This window comes from Arthrobacter sp. ES3-54 (assembly GCF_029504395.1).
GTDB lineage: Bacteria > Actinomycetota > Actinomycetes > Actinomycetales > Micrococcaceae > Arthrobacter.
Genome location: NZ_JAQFIF010000003.1, coordinates 455,851 through 474,956 on the forward strand (window position 1 = coordinate 455,851; position 19,106 = coordinate 474,956).

Here is a 19,106-nt window from a genome sequence, read left to right on the forward strand (position 1 = left end):
TCGAAAACTCTTGACATCATGTTAGGTTTTCTTTACTTTGAGGATGTCAGGTTTGTTTTACATAGCCTTGGATGTCCGGGAGCGGCAGATGTCATTTGAAGAGAAGAGCGCCTGGATCATGGGGGTGCTTGCGGCCGCAACCTACGCCGTGTACCTCGCCGTCGTTTTTGGCCAGGCCGGCACCATGCCGCTCGCGGAAGTGCCGTATGTGGCGCCGCTGCTGTGGACGGTCGGTGCCTCGATCGGCCTTTCGATCGTGCTCCACTTGGTGATCCGCGCCCTGTCCGCCAAGGACACGGGCATGAAAGACCAGCGGGACAAGGAGATCTACCGCTTTGGCGAGTACATCGGCCAGTCCTTCCTTGTGGCCGGGGCCGTGGCGGCGCTCCTCCTGGCCATGGCCAGGCTCGACCACTTCTGGATCGCCAACGTCATCTACCTGGCCTTCGTCCTTTCGGCGATCCTGGGATCCGTGGCCAAGGTGGTCGCCTACCGCAAGGGCTTCCAGCCGTGGTGAAGCCGACCCGGGTCACCAACTCCATCCGGCGCCTGCGCTTCGAAATCGGCGAGCTGACCCAGGCGGAGCTCGCCGAACGTATCGGCGTGACCCGCCAGACGGTCATCGCGATCGAACAAGGCCGCTACTCGCCGTCGCTTGAGCTGGCGTTCCAGATTGCCCACGTTCTTAAAGTGCCGCTCGATGACGTCTTCCAGTACCCCGATCTTGAAGGAGAAGCACCATGAAAGCGATCGTTCAGGATGTTTATGGTTCCATTGAAGTGCTGGAACTGCGCGACGTCGAAGCCCCGGTCCCCGGCGATGACGACGTGTTGATCCGGGTCCGGGCCGCCGGCGTCGATCAGGGCGTCTGGCACCTCATGACGGGCCTTCCGTACCTGACCCGCGCCGTTGGCTACGGGCTCAGGAAACCCAAGACCCGCATCCGGGGCCGGGCCGTGGCGGGCCGGGTGGAGGCCGTCGGCCGGAACGTCGTCGGCTTTCGGACTGGGGATGAGGTGTACGGCACCTGCGAGGGATCCTTCGCCGAATACGCGTGCGCCAAGGAAGGCCGGCTCGCGCTGAAGCCGAAGAACCTCAGCTTCGAGCAGGCCGCTGCCGTCCCGATCTCCGCCGTCACGGCCCTCCAGGCCCTCCGGGACGCCGGCAGGGTCCAGTCCGGGCAGGAGGTCCTCGTCATCGGCGCGGCCGGCGGTGTCGGCGCGTACGCGGTGCAGCTCGCCAAGGCGTTCGGGGCGCAGGTGACGGGAGTGTGCAGTACCGCGAAAACCGATCTGGTCCGCTCGATCGGCGCGGACCACGTCATTGACTACAAGCATGACGACTTCGCGGACGGGGCCAGGCAGTTCGACCTCATTGTCGACACCGCCGGCAACCGACCGGTCTCCGTTCTCCGTCGGGCGCTCAAGCCGAAGGGAACGCTCGCCATCGTCGGCGGGGAAGGCGGAGGGCGGCTGGCCGGCGGCATTGGACGCTCACTCGGCGCGGCACTGCTCTCCGTGTTTGTCGGCCAGCGGCTCACGGGCGTCATGTCCGCAGAGCGCGCGGAGGACCTCCGGTTCCTGACCGGGCTCCTCGAGGCCGGCGAAGTGACCCCGGTCATCGGCAAATGCTATGCCCTGGCGGATGCGCCGGCGGCAATCCGGGACCTGCGCGACGGCCACCTCCTCGGCAAGGCCATCGTCACCGTTTGAGGTTGCCGCTTAACCTCTGCCTAGGGCGTTTCCGTGTGAAAGCGGGCGACGTACCGCCGCTGCCCCGGAGTCTCGACCGTCCGCCACCGGTACTTGCGGCGGACGTAGGACACCGCCTGGGCGGGCGGGACTCCATCCAGGATGGCAATGCAGGCCAGCGCGGTTCCGGTCCTGCCGATGCCGCGCCAGCAGGCCACTTCAACCCGTTCCGTCGCGGCCCGGCGCCAGGCCTCCCGGAAGGCGTCGAGGGCCTCCTTCTCGTCGGCAGGCAGCCGCAGGTCGGGCCAGAGCAGCCACCTGGATTCCCATTCCACCCGGGGCGGCTGTTTGCCCAGCAGGTAAAGACCGAATTCGGGCAGTGGACCCTCCGGCAGCGCATAGTGCAGCCCGCGGCCGCGGACGCTCCGGCCGGACGGAAGAACCAGGACGCCGTCCTGGGATGGCTCCCACGTCTGCTTCATGCTCCAGATCGTAGTCCTTCCGCCCTGGCTGGGCCTTGTGCCGCCGCACTCAGCGGTAGCCGGCGGCATCGGCGTCGAGCCCGGCCTCCTGGACTTCCACCAGGTATCTCCAGCAGTCCGGCTGCGAGCCGTCGGTGTCGGTGAAACCGTACTCGCGCGCCAGCGCGCCGGAGGAATATGAGCCGCCCGTGCGGCTGAGCACGTTGGGGTCCGCCGCCAGGGCCGCGACCGCACGCCCAACGAACAGCGGGCTTTCCGAGATCGCGGCAAAGTGCGGTTGCGTGGCGGCGGCGTCCCGCCAGTTCGCCTCAGTGACGCCGAAATGTTCGAGCATCATCTCGGAGCGCATCCAGCCGGGCGTCAGTGCCAGGGCCGTGCACCCGGAGGGCTTCAGCTCCTCGGCCTGGCTGAACGCCAGGCGGAGCACCGCGGTCTTGACGAGGTCGTAAAACACGGACACCCGGTAGCGCTGGGCGTTGTACTCGCGGGTGCCATCGGTCATTTCCACCACCAGGCCGCCGGGGCGGCGGGTGAGCAGCGGGAGCGCGAAATGGCTCGTTATGAGGTGGGTGTCGACGCCAACGTGGAGCATCTGCAACCCGGCATTGAGATCGTGGGCCCAGAGGGGAGTGTTCCATTCAATGAGGTCTTCTCCGCCCCAGATGTCGTTCACAAGGATGTCCAGCCGGCCCTGCTCGGCGTCGATCCGCCGCACGAGGGCTTCCACTTCGGCAGCCTGGCGGTGATCGACTGCGACGGCGATCCCGGTGCCGCCCGCGGCGCTGACCAGATCGGAGGTCTCTTCGATCGTCTCGGGCCGGTTGTAGTCGGAGCGGTGGCGGGAGGTGGTGCGGCCGGTGCAGTACACCACAGCTCCAGCCTCGCCAAGGGCGACGGCGGTGCCGCGGCCCGCGCCGCGTGTGGCCCCGGCGACGAGGGCGACTCTGCCCGACAGCGCTGCATCCATGTCCTTGCCTTCCGCCTTTGCCGTCCCTCCATTGCCGTCCCTCGGGATCCTCCGGAACCGTACGGCGATGGGCTGGTCCGGTGATCGGCTGGGGTGCCACGTGGAAGCCAGCGCCCCCGGTTCATCGGAACACCGGTCGCCGGGCCGCGCTAGGGGCGGAAGGCCCGTACGCTGGCAGCAACGCGTGTCCGGAATCCCAGACACTGCTTCCTGTGCGGGGCTGTCAGTTGTCCGGCGCCGGGCGCATGCTTAAGTATGGGATACCGGACACCACCCGACCCTGAAGAGGATCCATGCCACCCACCAGCACCGCCCTGAGCCCCGCTGCCGCGACTTCGCCAGCAGAGCCGGACGCACCTGAAGCACCCGACGCGTCTGCGGCGCCTGACGTGCCCACAGTGCCTGACGCGCCCGCGGCACAGTCCACCACCGGCAGGCCTGCGCCCAAAACCGTCCACCGGACCGCGGGCACCAAGGTGGCGTCGAAGGTGCCCGCGGCTGAGAACACCCTGCGCATCCTCAAGCTGCTGGCCTCCCGGCGTGGACCGATGGCGGCGTCGAACATTGCCACTGCATTGGGACTGCCGCGCTCCAGCGTCTACCACCTGCTCGGCGTGATGGAAGCGAACGGCTTCGTGCTCCATCTGCATGAGGAGCAGCGCTACGGCCTGGGCATCAGCGCCTTCGAACTCAGCTCGGCTTATTCCCGGCAGGAGCCGCTGTCCCGGCTGGGCCGGCCGATGCTCGCCTCGCTGGTGGACGTGATCGGCGAAAGCGCGCATCTGGCCGTGCTGCACGGCCGCGACGTGCTCTACATCGTGGAGGAGCGGGCCAAGAACCGGCCGTCCCTGGTGACCGACGTCGGCGTCCGGCTGCCGAGCCATCTGACCGCCAGCGGGCGGGCCATCCTCGCCGCGCTGCCGAAGTCCCAGGTGCGGGCGCTGTACCCGAACGCTGCCGCCTTCACCGCCCGGCACGAAACCGAATCGCCCATCATGAAGTACTCCGCGCTGTCGTCCCATCTGGACCAGGTCCGGCAGCGCGGCTACGCCACCGAACACGGCGAGGTGACCCCAGGCTTCGGCTCGATCGCCGCCGCCGTGACCGACCACGTGGGCTGGCCCACGGCCGCCGTCGCCGTGACTTTCCTCGAGGACAAGCTGCCCGCGGACCAGTGGCCGGTCCTGGCCGCCCGGGTCCAGAAGGTCGCCGACGAGCTCTCGGTCCGGATCCACGGCCGCCCCGCCTAACCCCGCTGCCCCCGCCTCCCGCCCCCACTCCCTTTTGCGCTATCACTCTGGGCTGCCATTCGCCCGTTTTAGCCACTGGAAGCGATAGCGCAACGGGGGTGGGGGAGGGTCTGGAATCCCGGACAGCACCCCCGCGATGGGCCTGTTTCCAAGGCCGCGAAGGGGCTTTAGTTGATACAGAACCTCATTCCTCCCGATTTTGCCCCAACACAGACAACACCCAGCACAGACACCATCCAGCTACACATCCAGCCACATAAGGAGATCCTCATGGCACCCGCCGATTTCACCACCGGTGCCCGCCCGGTCAAAGCAGCCCGCGGCACCGAGCTCACCGCCAAGAGCTGGCAGACGGAAGCCCCGCTGCGCATGCTCATGAACAACCTGGACCCCGAGGTCGCCGAGCGCCCCGACGACCTGGTGGTTTACGGCGGCACCGGCCGCGCCGTCCGGTCCTGGGCCGCGTTCGACGCGATCACCCGCACCCTGGAAACCATGGAAATGGACGAGACCCTGCTGGTCCAGTCCGGCAAGCCGGTCGGCGTCTTCCGCACCAACGAATGGGCGCCGCGCGTGCTGCTGGCCAACTCCAACCTCGTCGGCGACTGGGCCAACTGGCCCGAGTTCCGCCGGCTCGAGGCCGAGGGCCTGATGATGTACGGCCAGATGACCGCCGGGTCCTGGATCTACATCGGCACCCAGGGCATCCTGCAGGGCACCTTCGAGACCTTCGCGGCTATCGCCCGCAAGCTCACCGGGGACGAGAACGGCACGCTCGCCGGCACCCTGACCCTGACGGGCGGCTGCGGCGGCATGGGCGGCGCCCAGCCGCTCGCCGTCACCCTGAACGACGGCGCCTGCCTGATTGTCGACGTCGACGAAAGCCACCTCCGCCGCCGGGCCGGCAAGCGCTACCTCGACGAGGTCGAAACGGACCTCGACACCGCGATCGCCAAGGTCCTCAAAGCCAAGGAAGAGCGCCGCGGCTGGTCCGTGGGCTATGTCGGCAACGCCGCCGAGGTCTTCCCCGAGATCCTGCGCCGCCACAACGCCGGCGAGCTCACCGTCGACATCGTCACGGACCAGACCTCCGCACACGACCCACTGAGCTACCTGCCCGAGGGCATCACGGTCGAGGAATGGCACCGCGAGGCCGCCGCCGATCCCGAGGGCTTCACCAAGAAGGCCCAGGCCTCGATGGCCAAGCACGTCCAGGCCATGGTCGAGTTCCAGGACGCCGGCGCCGAGGTCTTCGACTACGGCAACTCCATCCGTGACGAGGCCCGCAAGGGCGGCTACAACCGCGCCTTCGAATTTCCCGGCTTCGTCCCGGCCTACATCCGTCCGCTGTTCTGCGAGGGCCTGGGCCCGTTCCGCTGGGTGGCCCTTTCCGGCGACCCCGAGGACATCGCGGTCACGGACAAGGCCATCAAGGAGCTCTTCCCCGAGAACAAGCACCTGCACCGCTGGATCGACGCCGCCGCCGAGCGCGTCGAGTTCGAGGGCCTGCCGGCCCGCATCTGCTGGCTTGGCTACGGCGAACGCGCCAAGGCTGGTCTGCTGTTCAACCAGCTCGTCAAGGAGGGCAAGGTAAAGGCGCCCATCGTGATCGGCCGCGACCACCTCGACTCCGGCTCCGTCGCCTCCCCGTACCGCGAAACCGAGGCAATGGCCGACGGCTCCGACGCGATCGCCGACTGGCCGCTGCTCAACGCCCTGCTCAACACCGCCTCCGGCGCCACCTGGGTTTCCCTGCACCACGGCGGCGGCGTCGGGATCGGCCGCTCCATCCACGCCGGCCAGGTCTCGGTGGCCGACGGCACCGATCTCGCGGCGCAGAAACTCGAACGCCTCCTCACCAACGACCCCGGCATGGGCGTCATCCGCCACGCCGACGCCGGCTACGACCGCGCCGTCGAGGTCGCCAAGGAACGCGGCGTCCGCATCCCGATGTCAGAAACCCGCTGACCATCCCATCCCACATCGATTGCTCCGCAACTGCCGTTTTGAGCCACCAAAAGGGCACTTGCGGAGCAATCGATCCCCACGAGCCCCCTAACCTCGCAAAAGCTCGGCCAGGGAACCCTGCTCGCGTGGCCCCAAACGAAGTAGGAATATCATGACCATCACCACCCACTCACCGCTCACCGTCACTCTCGGCTCCAGCGGCGTGACCCCCGAGGACGTCGTCGCCGTCGCCCGCCACGACGCCCACGTGACCATCGCCCAGGACGCCCTCGACGCCGTCGCCAAGGTCCGCGCCCACATCGACGACCTCGCGCACAGCGAGGTTCCCGCCTACGGCATCTCGACCGGCTTCGGGGCACTGGCCAACCGGCACATCCCCAACGAGCTGCGCACCCAGCTGCAGAAATCCCTGATCCGCAGCCACGCCGCCGGCATGGGCCCGGCCGTGGAACGCGAAGTGGTCCGCGGCATCATGTTCCTGCGCGCCAAGACCCTGGCCTCCGGCCGGACCGGCGTCCGACCCGTGGTGCTGCAGACCATGGTGGACGTGCTCAACGCCGGCATCACCCCGGTGGTCCGCGAATTCGGCTCGCTCGGCTGCTCGGGCGACCTCGCGCCGCTCTCGCACTGTGCCCTGGTCCTGATGGGCGAAGGTGAAGCGACCGGCCCGGATGGGGAACTGTACGGGGGCAAGGGCGGCCGCAGCGTCGCCGAGCTCCTCGCCGCACACGGGATCGAACCCGTCACCCTGGCCGAAAAGGAGGGTCTGGCCCTCGTCAACGGCACCGAGGGCATGCTCGGCATGCTGCTGATGGCCATCGCGGACATCCGCCAGCTGCTCACGACGGCGGACATCACCGCCGCGCTGAGCGTGGAGGCGCTGCTCGGCACCGACCAGGTGTTCCTGCCCGAGCTGCACGCAGCGCTGCGCCCGCACCCGGGCCAGGCCGCCTCCGCCGACAACATGCTCCGCGTGCTGTCCAACTCGCCGATCGTGGCCTCGCACCGGATCAACGACACCAAGGTCCAGGACGCCTACTCGCTGCGCTGCGCACCCCAGGTGGCCGGCGCCGTCCGCGACACCGTGGACCACGCGGCCCTGGTCGCCTCCCGCGAACTGGCCGCCGCGATCGACAACCCGGTGGTCCTGCCCGACGGCCGCGTCAGCTCCAACGGCAACTTCCACGGCGCCCCGGTGGCCTACGTGCTGGACTTCCTGGCGATCGCAGTCGCGGACCTGAGCTCGATCTCCGAGCGCCGGAGCGACCGGATGCTGGACCCGGCCCGCTCGCACGGGCTGCCGGCCTTCCTGGCCGCGGACCCTGGCGTCGACTCGGGCCTCATGATCGCCCAGTACACGCAGGCCGGTCTGGTTTCGGACAACAAGCGCCTGGCCGTCCCGGCGTCTGTGGACTCGATCCCGAGTTCGGCGATGCAGGAGGACCACGTCTCCATGGGCTGGCACGCGGCCCGCAAGCTCCGCCGCGCTGTCGAGAACCTGCGCCGCGTCCTGGCGATCGAACTGGTGACCTCGGCCCGGGCACTGGACATCCGCACCCAGCTCTCCGGCGGCGAACTCAGTCCGGGTCCTGCAGGCGCGGCCGTGATCGCTGCGCTGCGCGACGTCGTCGACGGTCCGGGCACGGACAGGTTCCTGTCGCCGGAGCTGGAAGCGGCGGACGCCCTGGTGGCGTCGGGCAAGGTCCGGGCGGCGGCCGAATCCGCAGTCGGAAATCTCGCCTGAGAAGAAACTAAGTGCACGGCAGCGGAACAATTCCCGGCGTCCCCGAAATCTTTGGCGACACGGAAGGCGGGGGCCCGGGAACTGTAGTACAAATGGAGAGTCACACCAATGAAGTTGTGGCAAAGAACACATACAAAGGGGTAAAAGTTCTATGAAAGCACGCGGCACGGTACTGTCCAGGCGCCTTGCATCCGCAGCTACGGTTTCCGACTGGAGCGGCCTCCGGGTCGGCGAACGCGTCGAAATCGTCAAGCACGCACAGGTCATTGCAGCCGGTGAGGTCGAAGAAGTCTCACTGAGCGGAAATGTGCTCTGGTTGGTCCCCGCCGGGCCGTCCGAGACGGAGCTTTTCCTGCAGTCCGACGGCGTGCAGGTGCGCCGGGCGTAGCTTCAACACTTCAACAAGAAACCGGGGTTCGTTCGTCGATCCGCACCATGGTGGTGCGGTTTCGCGGATGGGCCCCGGTTTTTGTGTGTGACGGACGGACTTCGGGAGGCCGGAAACTGAGCCGTGCTACCTAGCGGCTGACCACGGCCCGCAACAGCTTGACAGCAACGGACAATGCTGCAATGTCCACCGGGCCTGGCTTGATGGCCTCCTTGATGGTTTCCTGGATCCTGCCGAGTTGCTCGATGTTTTCGCGTTCCCAGGCGCCGATGCGCTCCACTGGATCGCCTCCGGGGGCGGAGGGACGCGGAGTATTCCGCACAACAGCCTTCGTCATGCCGGCAAGGACCAGATACAGGTCGTCCCGAAGTGCCGCCCGCGCGAGGGCCTCCCAGTGCGTTTCCCGCGGCAACGCCGTGATGTGTTCAAGAATGGGGACCGCCGAGATCCGCTCGAAGACGGCAAAGTACACTTCGGCCACGGTGTCCACAGGCTCCTGGAGTTCTTCCGAGATGGCGGAGATGTCCAGAAGGCCGTAGCTGACCAGGATCTCGGAGGCGCGCACGCCCAATTCATGGGGCAGGCCGACGGCGTCGGTGTGGGCCAGGCGGATCAGCGCATGCTGCAGGTTCACGCCGTGAAGGAAGCTGTTGAACTTGGGGCGCAGAAGCGACATGGGGGGCTCGAGCCGGGCCATTGCATCGGCGATTGGCTTGTCCCGGAAATCGTGGGTGACATACCACCGTGTGGAGCGGTCCAGCGTGCGGCGCATGTCCAGCGCCACGGCACACCCGTGCTCGCTGGGGATGCTTGCCGGCAGCTGTGCGAGGGCTTCGGTGATTGAGTCAAAGTCCCATATCTTGCGCATGACGACGAACCCGCGGGCCACGGCGGCCGCCGATACTGTGGTCTCCTCCATTGCCCTGAAGGCGAAGGCAATGCCCCCCAGATTGATCATGTCGTTGGCAATGACAGTGGCTACGATCTGCCGCCGCAGCGGATGCGTGGATAGTTCCTCCCCGAACCGCTCCGATAGCTGGCGCGGAAAGTAGTCGTGCAGCGTCTGGGAGAACCAGGGGTCGTCGGCCAGTCCGCTGACTGTGAGTTCCCTGGCCAGCGCGATCTTGGCATACGCGGCCAGCACGGAGAGCTCCGGAGCTGTCAGGCCTGCGCCGGTTTGCAGACGGGTGTGCAGTTGCTCGGTGCTGGGCAGGCATTCAAGGTTCCTGTCCAGGTCCGTCACGGCCTCCAGCCAGTCCATGGTCCGCTCAAAGCTCGGGCTCCATTGCAGCACCAGCTGGCGGTCGTTGAGGAGGAGCACGTTCTGGTCCACATTGGTTTTCAGGACCAAGCGTCCGACTTCCTCCTGAAGGGAGTGCAGGAAGCCTGTCCTTTCGTCCGAGGACATCCTTCCCGCGGCGATCATCCGGTCGAGGAAGATCTTGATGTTCACTTCGTGGTCCGAACAGTCCACGCCGGCGGAGTTGTCGATCGCATCGGTGTTCAGCAGGACCCCACTCAGTGCGGCCTCTATCCTGCCCCGCTGGGTGATGCCAAGGTTGCCGCCCTCGGCGATGATCCTGGTCCTCAGCTGATTGGCGTTGACACGGATGGGATCGTTCGCCTTGTCTCCCACGTCCGCGTGGGTCTCGATGGAGGCCTTGACGTACGTGCCGATGCCGCCGTTGTAGAGCAGGTCCACAGGGGCCAGAAGGACGGCCTTGAGCAGCTCCGGCGGGCTCATCGCCGTCGTTCCCGGCTCCAGCCCCAGTGCAAGGCGCACCGCTTCGGTGATCTCGATCGACTTCTCCAGCCGGGAGAACACGCCGCCGCCCGCGCTGATTTTCGAGACGTCGTAGTCGGCCCAGGAGGAACGGGGAAGCCCGAACAGCCGCTGCCGCTCCGCATAGGAGGCGGCCGGATCGGGGGTTGGATCGAGGAAGATGTGCCGGTGGTCGAACGCCGCCACCAGCAGGATGTGGCGGGACAGCAGCATGCCGTTGCCGAATACGTCACCACTCATGTCGCCAATGCCCACTACCGTGAAGTCCTCGGCCGTGGAGTCGATGAGCAGGTCGCGGAAATGGTGCCGGACCGACTCCCAGGCCCCGCGTGCCGTGATGCCCATTTGCTTGTGGTCATAGCCCACCGAGCCGCCCGAGGCGAAGGCATCGCCGAGCCAGAATCCGTACTCCACGGCCAAGGCATTGGCGATGTCCGAGAACGCGGCCGTCCCCTTGTCGGCGGCAACAACCAGGTAGTAGTCATCGCCATCGTGCCGGACCACCCGCTCGGGAGGAACAACCAGCTCGGTGGACCGGTGGGCGCCGTCGGGGGATGTGTGCAGATTGTCGGTGATGTCCAGCATGCCGCGGATGAAGATCCGGTAGCTCTCCTGACCCTCCGCCAGCCAGGCCGCCCGGTCTGTGCCGGCGTTGGGCAGCCGCTTCGGGTAGAAACCACCCTTGGCACCCGTTGGCACAATCACAGCGTTCTTGACGGTCTGCGCTTTGACGAGTCCCAGGATCTCCGTCCGGAAGTCCTCCCGGCGGTCGGACCAGCGAAGCCCGCCGCGGGCAAGGGCGCCAAAGCGCAGATGCACCCCTTCAACCCGGGGCGAATAGACCCAGATTTCGTATTTTGGCCGCGGGGCAGGTGCGACAGGAACGCCGGAGAGGTTGAGCTTGAAGCTGAGGTAGGGCTTGTCCAGGAAGTAGTTGGTGCGCAGGGTGGCCTCGACAAGACTCGCGAAGGAGCGCAGCAGGCGGTCGGCGTCCAGGACCGGCACGGCGTCGATAGCAGCCGTTAGCTCACTTCTGGCCGCATCCATGTCACTGAGGCGGGTTGGCTGGTCGAGATCCGGATCGAACTTTGCCTCGAACAGTGCAAGAAGTGCGCGCGTGGCCCGGACATTCGCCCGCAGCGTGGCCGCCATGAAGCCGTAGGAGTTGGTGGTTCCGAGCTGCTGCAGGTATTTCGCATAGGCGCGCAGGACGGCTGTCTGGCGCCATCCGATTCCCTCCCTGATGACCAGTGCGTCAAAGGTGTCAGACTCGATGTCTCCTCTCATGGCGGCGCAAAACGAGTCGGCAAGCAGCTCGCTGGTGCCCAGGGGGTCAACGCCGGAGGGATATTTCAGCCCGAGGTCGTACAGGAAGAACGTGTGGCCATCGGCACGCCGGACGTCGAAGGGCCGCTGGTCGAGCACCTCGAGCCCCAGGTTGTGGAACAACGGCAGAATCTGGGTCAGGCTCATCGGCCGTGTCAGATAGAGGCGGATCCGGGCGTCCTCGGCCAGCACCGGAGTCCCCGGACGTGCGTAGACAGAAAGCAGCGGGTCAGCGCGGTTCCTGCCGTCCGGCCCGTCCAGGCTCTCGAATTTGAAAATGTCCTCGACGGCATCCTCCACCTCGTAGTCAGCCTTGTAGCTGGCCGGAAACGCCTGGGCCCATTGCATGGACAGCCGGGCGGCGTCGCCAGCGGGGAATCTGTGCTGCAGAGCCTCGTCCAAGCCCTCGGCCCATGACCTTGTGGCAGCAATGATCCGCAGCTCCAGTGCTGAGGCGTCGACGGCGGGCCGTTCTCCGCCCGGAAGCAGGATCCGGAAAAACACGCGGGCCATGGCCGACTCGCTGAGACGAAGTTCGAACTCGACGGCTTTGGAGTTGAAGCTCTCCCGCAGTTCCCGCTCGATGTTGAGCCTGACCGCCGTGCTGTAGCGGCGGCGGGGAAGGAATACCAAGGCGGACATGAAGCGGCCATAGGAATCGGGCCGGAGGAACAGCCGGGTGCTGTGGCGTTCCTGGAGACGCAGGATTTCGCGCGCATGGCTGGCCAGATCGTTTGCATCGATGTGGAAGAGCTCGTCACGCGGATAGGCCTCGATGGCGGCCAGCAGTTCCTTGCCGGCATGGGACCCGGGCGGGAATCCGGAGCGGTCCAGTACCGAGGCCACCTTGTCCCGGATGACCGGGATCTGAAGCACGGACCGGCCTGCAATGCTAGGGGCGAAAAGACCAACAAAGCACACTTCCCCGGCAGGTTTGCCGGCCATGTCAAACGTCAGGAGGCTGACTTCGTCCAAGTAGGCGTCCCGGAGGACTGTGGAACGGATGCCGGCTTTCGCGAGGGCCAGGGCCGGACCCCGCGCCCCCTCCATGGCGGAACCTCGCAGCGGCCGGCTCTGCTCCCGGTGCCGGAGGAGCCCGAGCCCGGACCCCGGCTGTGCCGCGAGGACCGGCACTCCGTCCTCGTCGGCCATGTCGTACCCGCGGTACCCGAGAAACACGAAGTTGCCGTCGTCCAGCCAGAGCAGCAAGTCCCTGGCCGCCTGCGCTGTCACATCCACTGCATTCGCATCAGTGGCCGCCGCGGTATTGGCATCCAGGGCGGCAACTTCCGCGGCCACGTGCCGATGGATGGCTGCGGAATCCTCGGCGGCCGCACGAACATCGGCCAGGACCGCTTGGAGATTATGAATGAGCCGATCGGCGCTGGCTTGATCCGGCAGTCTGGCGGTTTCGACGGCGATCCAGGCCTCCGTGCAGGTCAAATCTCCGTTGGCTTCAGGCGGCGACGGCATCGCGGGAGGTTCGTTGCCCACCGGCAAAGCAGTGCGCAGGGGTACCGGCTGGATGTCCACGAGCTTGTTCGTCCCGGGGGTCCTGCCCACGGTGAAGGTGGGGTGGACCAGCAAGCGTATGGCGGCAAGGTCGCGGGCGAGTGCCGCCGTGAAGGAGGGCAGTAGATACGGCATGTCCTCAGCGACGATTGCCACGACGCTGGCGTCGGTCTCACTCAGCACTCCGACGACGGCGTGGCCCGGGCCCCGGGTTGCGGCCAGCGAACGATGGTATTCCGCACGGTTCCGGAGCGATTCGGCGGTGTAGTTCCGTATGTCGTCGTCGGCCACATGCTCGTAGTAGTCCGTCAGGAACGTGTCCGCGGCATCGGCGGAAGCGTCCGGCGGGGCATGATCTGCAGGGCCGTTTTTTGGGGACATTGCGCTGCGCCTCCATCGCGCAAGGAGAAGCCGTGTTGCTGCGGTCGCCGAAACCTCGCGCCTGCTTTCATGATCGCTGGCGCGGGGCAGGCAGTCCATCCCCGCGCGCCACTACCCCAGCAGCGTATTGACCAGCCGTGCGGCCACCTTGGCGGTGCGGGCGTCGATATCAAACTCCGGGTTCAGCTCGGCGATGTCCAGATGCAGGAGCTTCCCGCTCGCGGCCACCTGCCGGCACACGGCGCTGATCACCGGCAGCGGCACACCATACGCGGCCGGAGCGCTCACACCCGGAGCCACCGAGGCCGGCAGCACGTCCAGGTCGATGGTCAGGTACAGCGCGTCCACCTGCGCCAGGAACGCCGCCACAAAGGTGTGCGCGGCCTCCGCCGAGCAGTCCTCGTCCAGCAGGTAGTCCACGCCGAGCTCCTCTGCCGTCCGGAACAGCGCCCGGGTGTTGTTCGGCTCGGAAATCCCGACGACGGCGTAGCGCAGTTCGCGGCCGGCGGCGGCTTCCGCGCGGGCCATCTGCAGGAACGGGGTGCCGGAGCTGGGCACCGGCTCGTCGCGGAGGTCGAAGTGCGCGTCGAGGTTCAGCACGCCGACCGTCAGACCCTCGCGCACGGCCGCGGACCCAGCCACACCGAGATAGCTGGCAAAAGCGGTCTCGTGCCCGCCGCCCAACACCACGGGAAGCTGGCCGGCGTCCAGCAGCCTGGTGATGGCGAGCCCGGCACGTGCCTGCCCTGCCTCCAGCGCGTCCCCGGCCACGGTGACGTCACCGGCGTCGTGCACGCCCCGCGACAGGTGGAAGGCGAGTGGGCCGAGCGCGGCCCGGATGGCGGCGGGGGCGGCCGCGGCGCCGGTCCGGCCCTTGTTGCGCCGCACTCCGGCGTCGCTGCCGAAGCCGAGGATGACGGCCGGACGCGGACCGGGGGAAGCCGCCGGAACCGTGCGCGGACTGTAGGAGGTCACGGACTGCCACCAGCGCCGGTGCTCGGCACCGTCGCCGTCGAACCGGCCGGTCCAGGGCTGCGGCGGGACATCAACGGGGAGCGTGGGAGAAACCATGCCCCTAGCTCACCGCAGCCCGGGCCGGAAAACCAGCAGCGCCGCGGTCGGACTGTCCGGAATCCCGGAAACCCCGCTTAAACACCGCCGAGACGGCATTTCACGGCAATGTTTTCGGGAAACACTGCCGCGAAGTGCCGTCTCGGCGGGCGGGAAGGGCCGGAGCAGGACTTAGTGAATCCCGAGGGCGGCCTCGATCGGACCGATCGCGAAGAACAGCAGGAACGCGGCTGCCACAGCCCACATGAGCGGGTGCACCTCGCGGGCCCGGCCCTGGAACAGGCGGATCAGCACGAAGGTGATGAAGCCCGCGCCCAGGCCGTTGGCGATCGAGTAGGTGAATGGCATGAGGGTGAACGTCAGGAAGGCCGGGATCGCAATGCCCCAGTCCTGCCAGTCGATCTTGCCCACCTGGGAGACCATCATGAAGCCGACGATCACGAGTGCGGGGGCCACGGCCTCGAACGGCACAAGGTTGATCAGCGGGGTGAAGAACATGGCCACGAGGAACAGCAGGCCGGTGACGACGGAAGCCAGGCCGGTGCGTGCTCCTTCGCCGATGCCGGCACCGGATTCGACGTAGATCTGGTTCGACGAAACTGAGGCGCCGCCGCCGATGATCGCGCCCAGGGCGTCCACCTGCAGCACGCGGTCGACGTTGGGGATGTTGCCCTCTTTGTCGATGGTGCCGGCCTCGGTGGCCAGGCCCACCATCGTGCCCATGGCATCGAAGAAGATGCTGAGCAGGATCACGAACGCCAGCAAGCTCGCCGCGACGAAGCCGAGGTGCTCAAAGGCGCCGAATGGGTTGGCCTGGCCGATCAGGGACAGGTCCGGGGCAGCCCATTCGGAGAACGTCGGGGCCACGAGGGACCAGCCCTGCGGGTTGTGGTTCGTGCCGTCAAAGCTGGGCCCGATGTGAAGGATGGATTCCAGGATCACGGACAGGATGGTGGAGGCGACGATGCCGATCAGGATGGCGCCCTTGACCTTGCGGACCACGAGCGCGATGGTCAGGACCAGGCCGAAGACAAACACGAACGTGGGCCAGCCCAGGAGCTTGCCGTCGAAGCCCAGACCGACCGGAACGGTGGTGCCGGCGACATCCGGGATGCGGCGCACGAAACCCGCGTTGACGAGCCCGATCAGGGCGATGAACAGGCCGATGCCCACCACGATCGCGGTCTTCAGCCCCTCGGGAACGGCCTTGAACACAGCCGTCCGGAAACCGGTGAGGACCAGGATCAGCATGGTGATGCCCGAAAGCATCACCAGGCCCATCATGTCCGGCCAGGACAGTCCGGGGTTCGTGGCCACGGTGACGGCGACGAACGCGTTGACGCCGAGCCCGGTGGCCAGGGCGAAGGGATGCTTGGCCCAGGCGCCCATCAAGATGGTGAGGATGCCGGCCACGAAGGCGGTGACGGCTGCGACGGCGGGGAAGCCGAGGGTCGCGCCCGTGGAGTCCGGCCCGGAGAGGATCAGCGGATTCAGCACCACGATGTAGCTCATGGCGAAGAACGTGGCGAACCCTCCGCGGATCTCGCGCGAGAAGTTCGACCCCCGCTCGGATACCTTGAAATACCGGTCGAGTGCGGAGCCTTGCTTGAGCATTAGGTCTTGCATTAGTCCTCCGGGAGTGATGGGTTCTGCCTATATCCTATTTGGAGCCCAACGGCCATCCCTGCGTTTTCGCCTAGTCTGTAAGGAAGCCAACACTAGGAGTAGCCCGCCCATGCGCCGTATCCGCCAGCTTCGCACTGCCCTGCTGGGCGCCGTCGTCCTCGTGGCCATCCTGCTGGGAGCCGTGAGCCCGGCGTCGGCGCACGACACAGCGGAGTCCACCAGCCCGGCTTCCGGAGCAACCGTCGCGGCACCGCCGGAGCAGGTTTCGGTCACTTTCAACCACAATCCGCTCGCCCTGGGATCGCAGATCCTGGTCAACGACGCCACGGGCGCCAACTGGGCGGACGGCCCCGTGGCGATCGTGGACAATGTCGCTGCGCAGAAGCTGAAGTCCGGCGCCCCTGCCGGGAAGTACACCGTGCACTGGCGGGTGGCCAGCTCCGACGGCCACCCGATCGAGGGCAGCTTCACCTTCACCGCGACGGCGGCTGCAGCAGGCCCGACGTCGGCTCCCGCAGTCCCCACGATGGGCACCGCCCAGCCGGGCACTACCCCGGCGCCGGCCCCTGCGCCGGCTGGGTCGGAGCAGTTCCCCTGGAGCGTCATGATTTTCGTCGCCGTGGGGGTCGGCATCCTGGTGGCCCTGGGCGTGATGGCCAAACGCCGCCTCACGCCGGACGACGGCAGCGATACAGAAAGCTGACCCAACTCCTGACCCAGAGCAGCATCTGGAAAACCGCGGAACCGGCGGGCAGGCCGGCTCCGGCTAAGCGGGAGCAGCCAGGGCAAAGCCGGCCGGCAGCAGCGTGGGGAAGCCATGGGGGTGGACCTTGGCGGAGATCGCCTGCCCCACCACTTTGGCCTGACGCAGGACTTCCTTGGGCGTCGGCGTAATCAGCTCGCCTACCCCCACGAGGTACATCCCGAGGGCATGCATCGCCGCCATGAGGTTCTGTCCGGCTGCCATGCCAAGGTCCGAGAGCATGCGGCGCAGTTGGCTGTGGGCGCAGCGGGTCAGGACAAGATGGTCGGCCAGAAGGACGCCGCCCGGGGTCTGGACGGCCCACTTCCCAGTGGGGGAGCCGTCCGTGCCGGTTTCAAGGAGGTCCAGCTGCTGTGCGCGGATGTTGTTCCGTACATCAAGCTTGTGGTTTGCGGCGTAGTTGCGCAGGTGCCGCAGGATTTCGTTGCGCTCCCTCAGGCTGGCGGCGTCCGCCGCGTCGCAGCGCTGGAGCGAGGACGTGTTGGCCGGATGGCCGGCACCCAAGAGGTCGAGCCCGTCCACAATGATGGACGCAACACCGCGGCGTTGGAGCTCGCTGGCGACAGCCAGGCCGGAGAGCCCCGTTCCGATGACTACGGCGGTGGTCCGCTCAATCCCGCCGTACAAAGGCATGCTCGACACTGCAGGGTACCTCCTTGAAATGGTGCCAGTCGCGGGGAAATACCCCGGACGCTGACCTAGGCCTGGTTCGGCAACCCCAGCGGTTGCGTTCTGAAATACCAGTCTCGGTTCAGCAGTGCCTCGAAGGATACCTAAGATTCCCGTCCATGGATAGGGGAGGTAGGACATTGGGTGTGGTCCCGGATTTCCGGAGTTTCCCGGCCCCGTACCCCTCGGAAACCGGCCCGGAAGCCCGGGAATCCGCGCCGCGAAACGGCGTGTTAACTCTGCGTAAATCCTTCGGCCGCGGCCCGCCAGGGCCGCCCGGCCGCCGTCTTGAATGTTCGCAATTAACCGAGAATAGTGAGGAAAATCAGGGGTTCCTGCACGCAGATTCCGGGTCGCCTCGCCGGTGGACGCCGGGCGGCGGTACTTCTGGCAGAATAGCCGCAACATCAGGCAAGAATCGCGAGGAGGCGGACCCAATGGGCCGTGAACAGGTGCATCCGGACCCGGCATGGGAGGCCGGCGGCGAACCGGCGCCTCCCCGGGGAATCGTTGTGGGAGTGGATGGCTCGGACCACAGCCATTGCGCGCTGGTGTGGGCAGCCCGCGAGGCAGAGCGCCGCCGCCGCCCGCTGCACATCGTGACCGCCTATTCGGTGCCGATCTTCGCCGCTTCCGGGCTCGACGGCGGCTACGCCACGGTGGACGACTCCGTGATCCGGGAGGGCGCCGAGGCCATTCTCAAGCACGCCCTCGACAAGATCGCGGGTTACAACATCGATGTCGACGCCTCCGTCGAAAACGGCGACGCGTCCGGTGTGCTGCTGGAAATCAGCGAAACCGCGGAGCTTCTGGTGTTCGGGACCCGCGGCCGCGGCGGCTTCGTGGGCCGGCTGCTCGGCTCCGTCAGCAGCGCGCTGCCCGCCCACGCGAAGTGCCCCACCGTGACCGTGCCGCTGATCTGCGCGGACCGGCTGGGCGAAACCACGGACGACAAGCATGTCCTGGCCGAACGGGCGAAACTGGGCCGCCAGCCGATTGAAAACGTCGTGGTGGTCGGCGTCGACGGCTCGGAGCAGGCCCGCGTCGCGGTGCTGGAGGCGGCAGCCCAGACCGAACGGCTCTCCGCCCGGCTGCGGGTGGTGTGCGCCGTGCCGCAGTACACCGGCTCGCTGGCATGGGTGCCCACCCCGATGGACCGCGATGCCTTGTTCGCCGACATTAAGGTCCAGCTCGACGCCGGCGTGGCCTGGCTGCGGAGCCACTTCCCCGCGCTCCAAGTGGAGACACAGCTCGTAGACGGCTCTCCCGTCGACATCCTCGTCGACGCCAGCCGGCACGTGGAACTCGTGGTGGTCGGCACGCGCGGGCGCGGCGGCTTCGCCGGAATGCTGCTGGGCTCCACGTCCGACGGCGTCCTCCACCACGCCAAGGGGCCGGTCATGGTGGTGCCGGACCGCGACGACCCGCGGCTGGCGGACAGGGCCAGCTTCGGCCCGATGCTCGGCGACTCCTAAAGTCCCGAGG

General features: G+C 67.2%; 15 protein-coding genes. 9 read left to right on the forward strand and 6 right to left on the reverse strand.

What is annotated here, in order from left to right; genetic code table 11:
* The first annotated feature begins 88 nt into the window (after positions 1–88).
* The 3 genes from M2428_RS08045 to M2428_RS08055 are packed head-to-tail and all read left to right on the forward strand — an operon-like array spanning position 89 to position 1,712.
* Positions 89–517 carry a hypothetical protein gene (locus tag M2428_RS08045; protein WP_277525438.1) on the forward strand — a complete coding sequence of 143 codons (429 nt, stop codon included), beginning with the start codon at positions 89–91 and terminating at the stop codon, positions 515–517.
* Complete coding sequence (locus tag M2428_RS08050; RefSeq protein ID WP_277525439.1) at positions 511–744, forward strand: helix-turn-helix transcriptional regulator; 234 nt, start codon at positions 511–513, stop codon at positions 742–744. Before M2428_RS08045 ends, M2428_RS08050 begins: the two co-directional genes overlap by 7 nt.
* The gene (locus M2428_RS08055; protein ID WP_277525440.1) at positions 741–1,712 is read left to right on the forward strand and encodes an NAD(P)-dependent alcohol dehydrogenase; all 972 of its coding nucleotides are present in this window, start codon (positions 741–743) and stop codon (positions 1,710–1,712) included. The genes M2428_RS08050 and M2428_RS08055 overlap by 4 nt, the downstream gene beginning before the upstream one ends.
* A gap of 20 nt (positions 1,713–1,732) precedes the next feature.
* Here M2428_RS08055 and M2428_RS08060 read toward each other — a convergent pair whose 3' ends face one another.
* The gene (locus M2428_RS08060; RefSeq protein ID WP_277525441.1) at positions 1,733–2,173 is read right to left on the reverse strand and encodes a protein-tyrosine phosphatase family protein; all 441 of its coding nucleotides are present in this window, start codon (positions 2,171–2,173) and stop codon (positions 1,733–1,735) included.
* 49 nt (positions 2,174–2,222) lie between these two features.
* Entirely contained in the window at positions 2,223–3,140 is a 918-nt protein-coding gene (locus tag M2428_RS08065) for an SDR family oxidoreductase (RefSeq protein WP_277525442.1), read from the reverse strand.
* Positions 3,141–3,433: 293 nt separating this feature from the next.
* Here M2428_RS08065 and M2428_RS08070 point away from each other — a divergent pair, with 293 nt between their 5' ends.
* From M2428_RS08070 to M2428_RS08085, 4 genes are all read left to right on the forward strand, one after another.
* On the forward strand, positions 3,434–4,390 hold the full coding sequence (locus M2428_RS08070) for an IclR family transcriptional regulator C-terminal domain-containing protein (protein ID WP_277525443.1): 957 nt from the start codon (positions 3,434–3,436) through the stop codon (positions 4,388–4,390).
* 270 nt (positions 4,391–4,660) lie between these two features.
* Positions 4,661–6,358 (forward strand): urocanate hydratase, encoded by a 1,698-nt coding sequence (locus M2428_RS08075; RefSeq protein ID WP_277525444.1) that lies wholly within the window; start codon positions 4,661–4,663, stop codon positions 6,356–6,358.
* 151 nt (positions 6,359–6,509) lie between these two features.
* Positions 6,510–8,102, forward strand: a complete 1,593-nt coding sequence (hutH, locus tag M2428_RS08080; RefSeq protein WP_277525445.1) for a histidine ammonia-lyase — start codon at positions 6,510–6,512, stop codon at positions 8,100–8,102.
* Positions 8,103–8,253: 151 nt separating this feature from the next.
* Complete coding sequence (locus M2428_RS08085) at positions 8,254–8,490, forward strand: hypothetical protein (RefSeq protein ID WP_229994734.1); 237 nt, start codon at positions 8,254–8,256, stop codon at positions 8,488–8,490.
* 130 nt (positions 8,491–8,620) lie between these two features.
* Here M2428_RS08085 and M2428_RS08090 read toward each other — a convergent pair whose 3' ends face one another.
* The 3 genes from M2428_RS08090 to M2428_RS08100 all read right to left on the reverse strand — a co-directional run bounded on the left by M2428_RS08090 (position 8,621) and on the right by M2428_RS08100 (position 16,177).
* Complete coding sequence (locus tag M2428_RS08090; RefSeq protein ID WP_277525446.1) at positions 8,621–13,492, reverse strand: NAD-glutamate dehydrogenase; 4,872 nt, start codon at positions 13,490–13,492, stop codon at positions 8,621–8,623.
* A gap of 111 nt (positions 13,493–13,603) precedes the next feature.
* Positions 13,604–14,563, reverse strand: coding sequence for a formimidoylglutamase (gene hutG, locus M2428_RS08095; protein WP_277525447.1), 960 nt, complete (start codon positions 14,561–14,563; stop codon positions 13,604–13,606).
* 171 nt (positions 14,564–14,734) lie between these two features.
* Complete coding sequence (locus tag M2428_RS08100; RefSeq protein WP_277525534.1) at positions 14,735–16,177, reverse strand: NCS2 family permease; 1,443 nt, start codon at positions 16,175–16,177, stop codon at positions 14,735–14,737.
* 121 nt (positions 16,178–16,298) lie between these two features.
* Between M2428_RS08100 and M2428_RS08105 the strand changes: the two genes are divergently transcribed.
* Positions 16,299–16,892, forward strand: a complete 594-nt coding sequence (locus tag M2428_RS08105; protein ID WP_277525448.1) for a copper resistance CopC family protein — start codon at positions 16,299–16,301, stop codon at positions 16,890–16,892.
* Positions 16,893–16,955: 63 nt separating this feature from the next.
* On the opposite strand, the gene M2428_RS08110 is transcribed toward M2428_RS08105, so the two are convergent.
* Complete coding sequence (locus tag M2428_RS08110; RefSeq protein ID WP_277525535.1) at positions 16,956–17,585, reverse strand: FAD-binding protein; 630 nt, start codon at positions 17,583–17,585, stop codon at positions 16,956–16,958.
* A 473-nt stretch (positions 17,586–18,058) separates the two neighbouring features.
* On the opposite strand from M2428_RS08110, the gene M2428_RS08115 reads away from it, so the two are divergent.
* Complete coding sequence (locus M2428_RS08115) at positions 18,059–19,096, forward strand: universal stress protein (RefSeq protein ID WP_277525449.1); 1,038 nt, start codon at positions 18,059–18,061, stop codon at positions 19,094–19,096.
* The last annotated feature ends 10 nt before the right edge of the window (positions 19,097–19,106 follow it).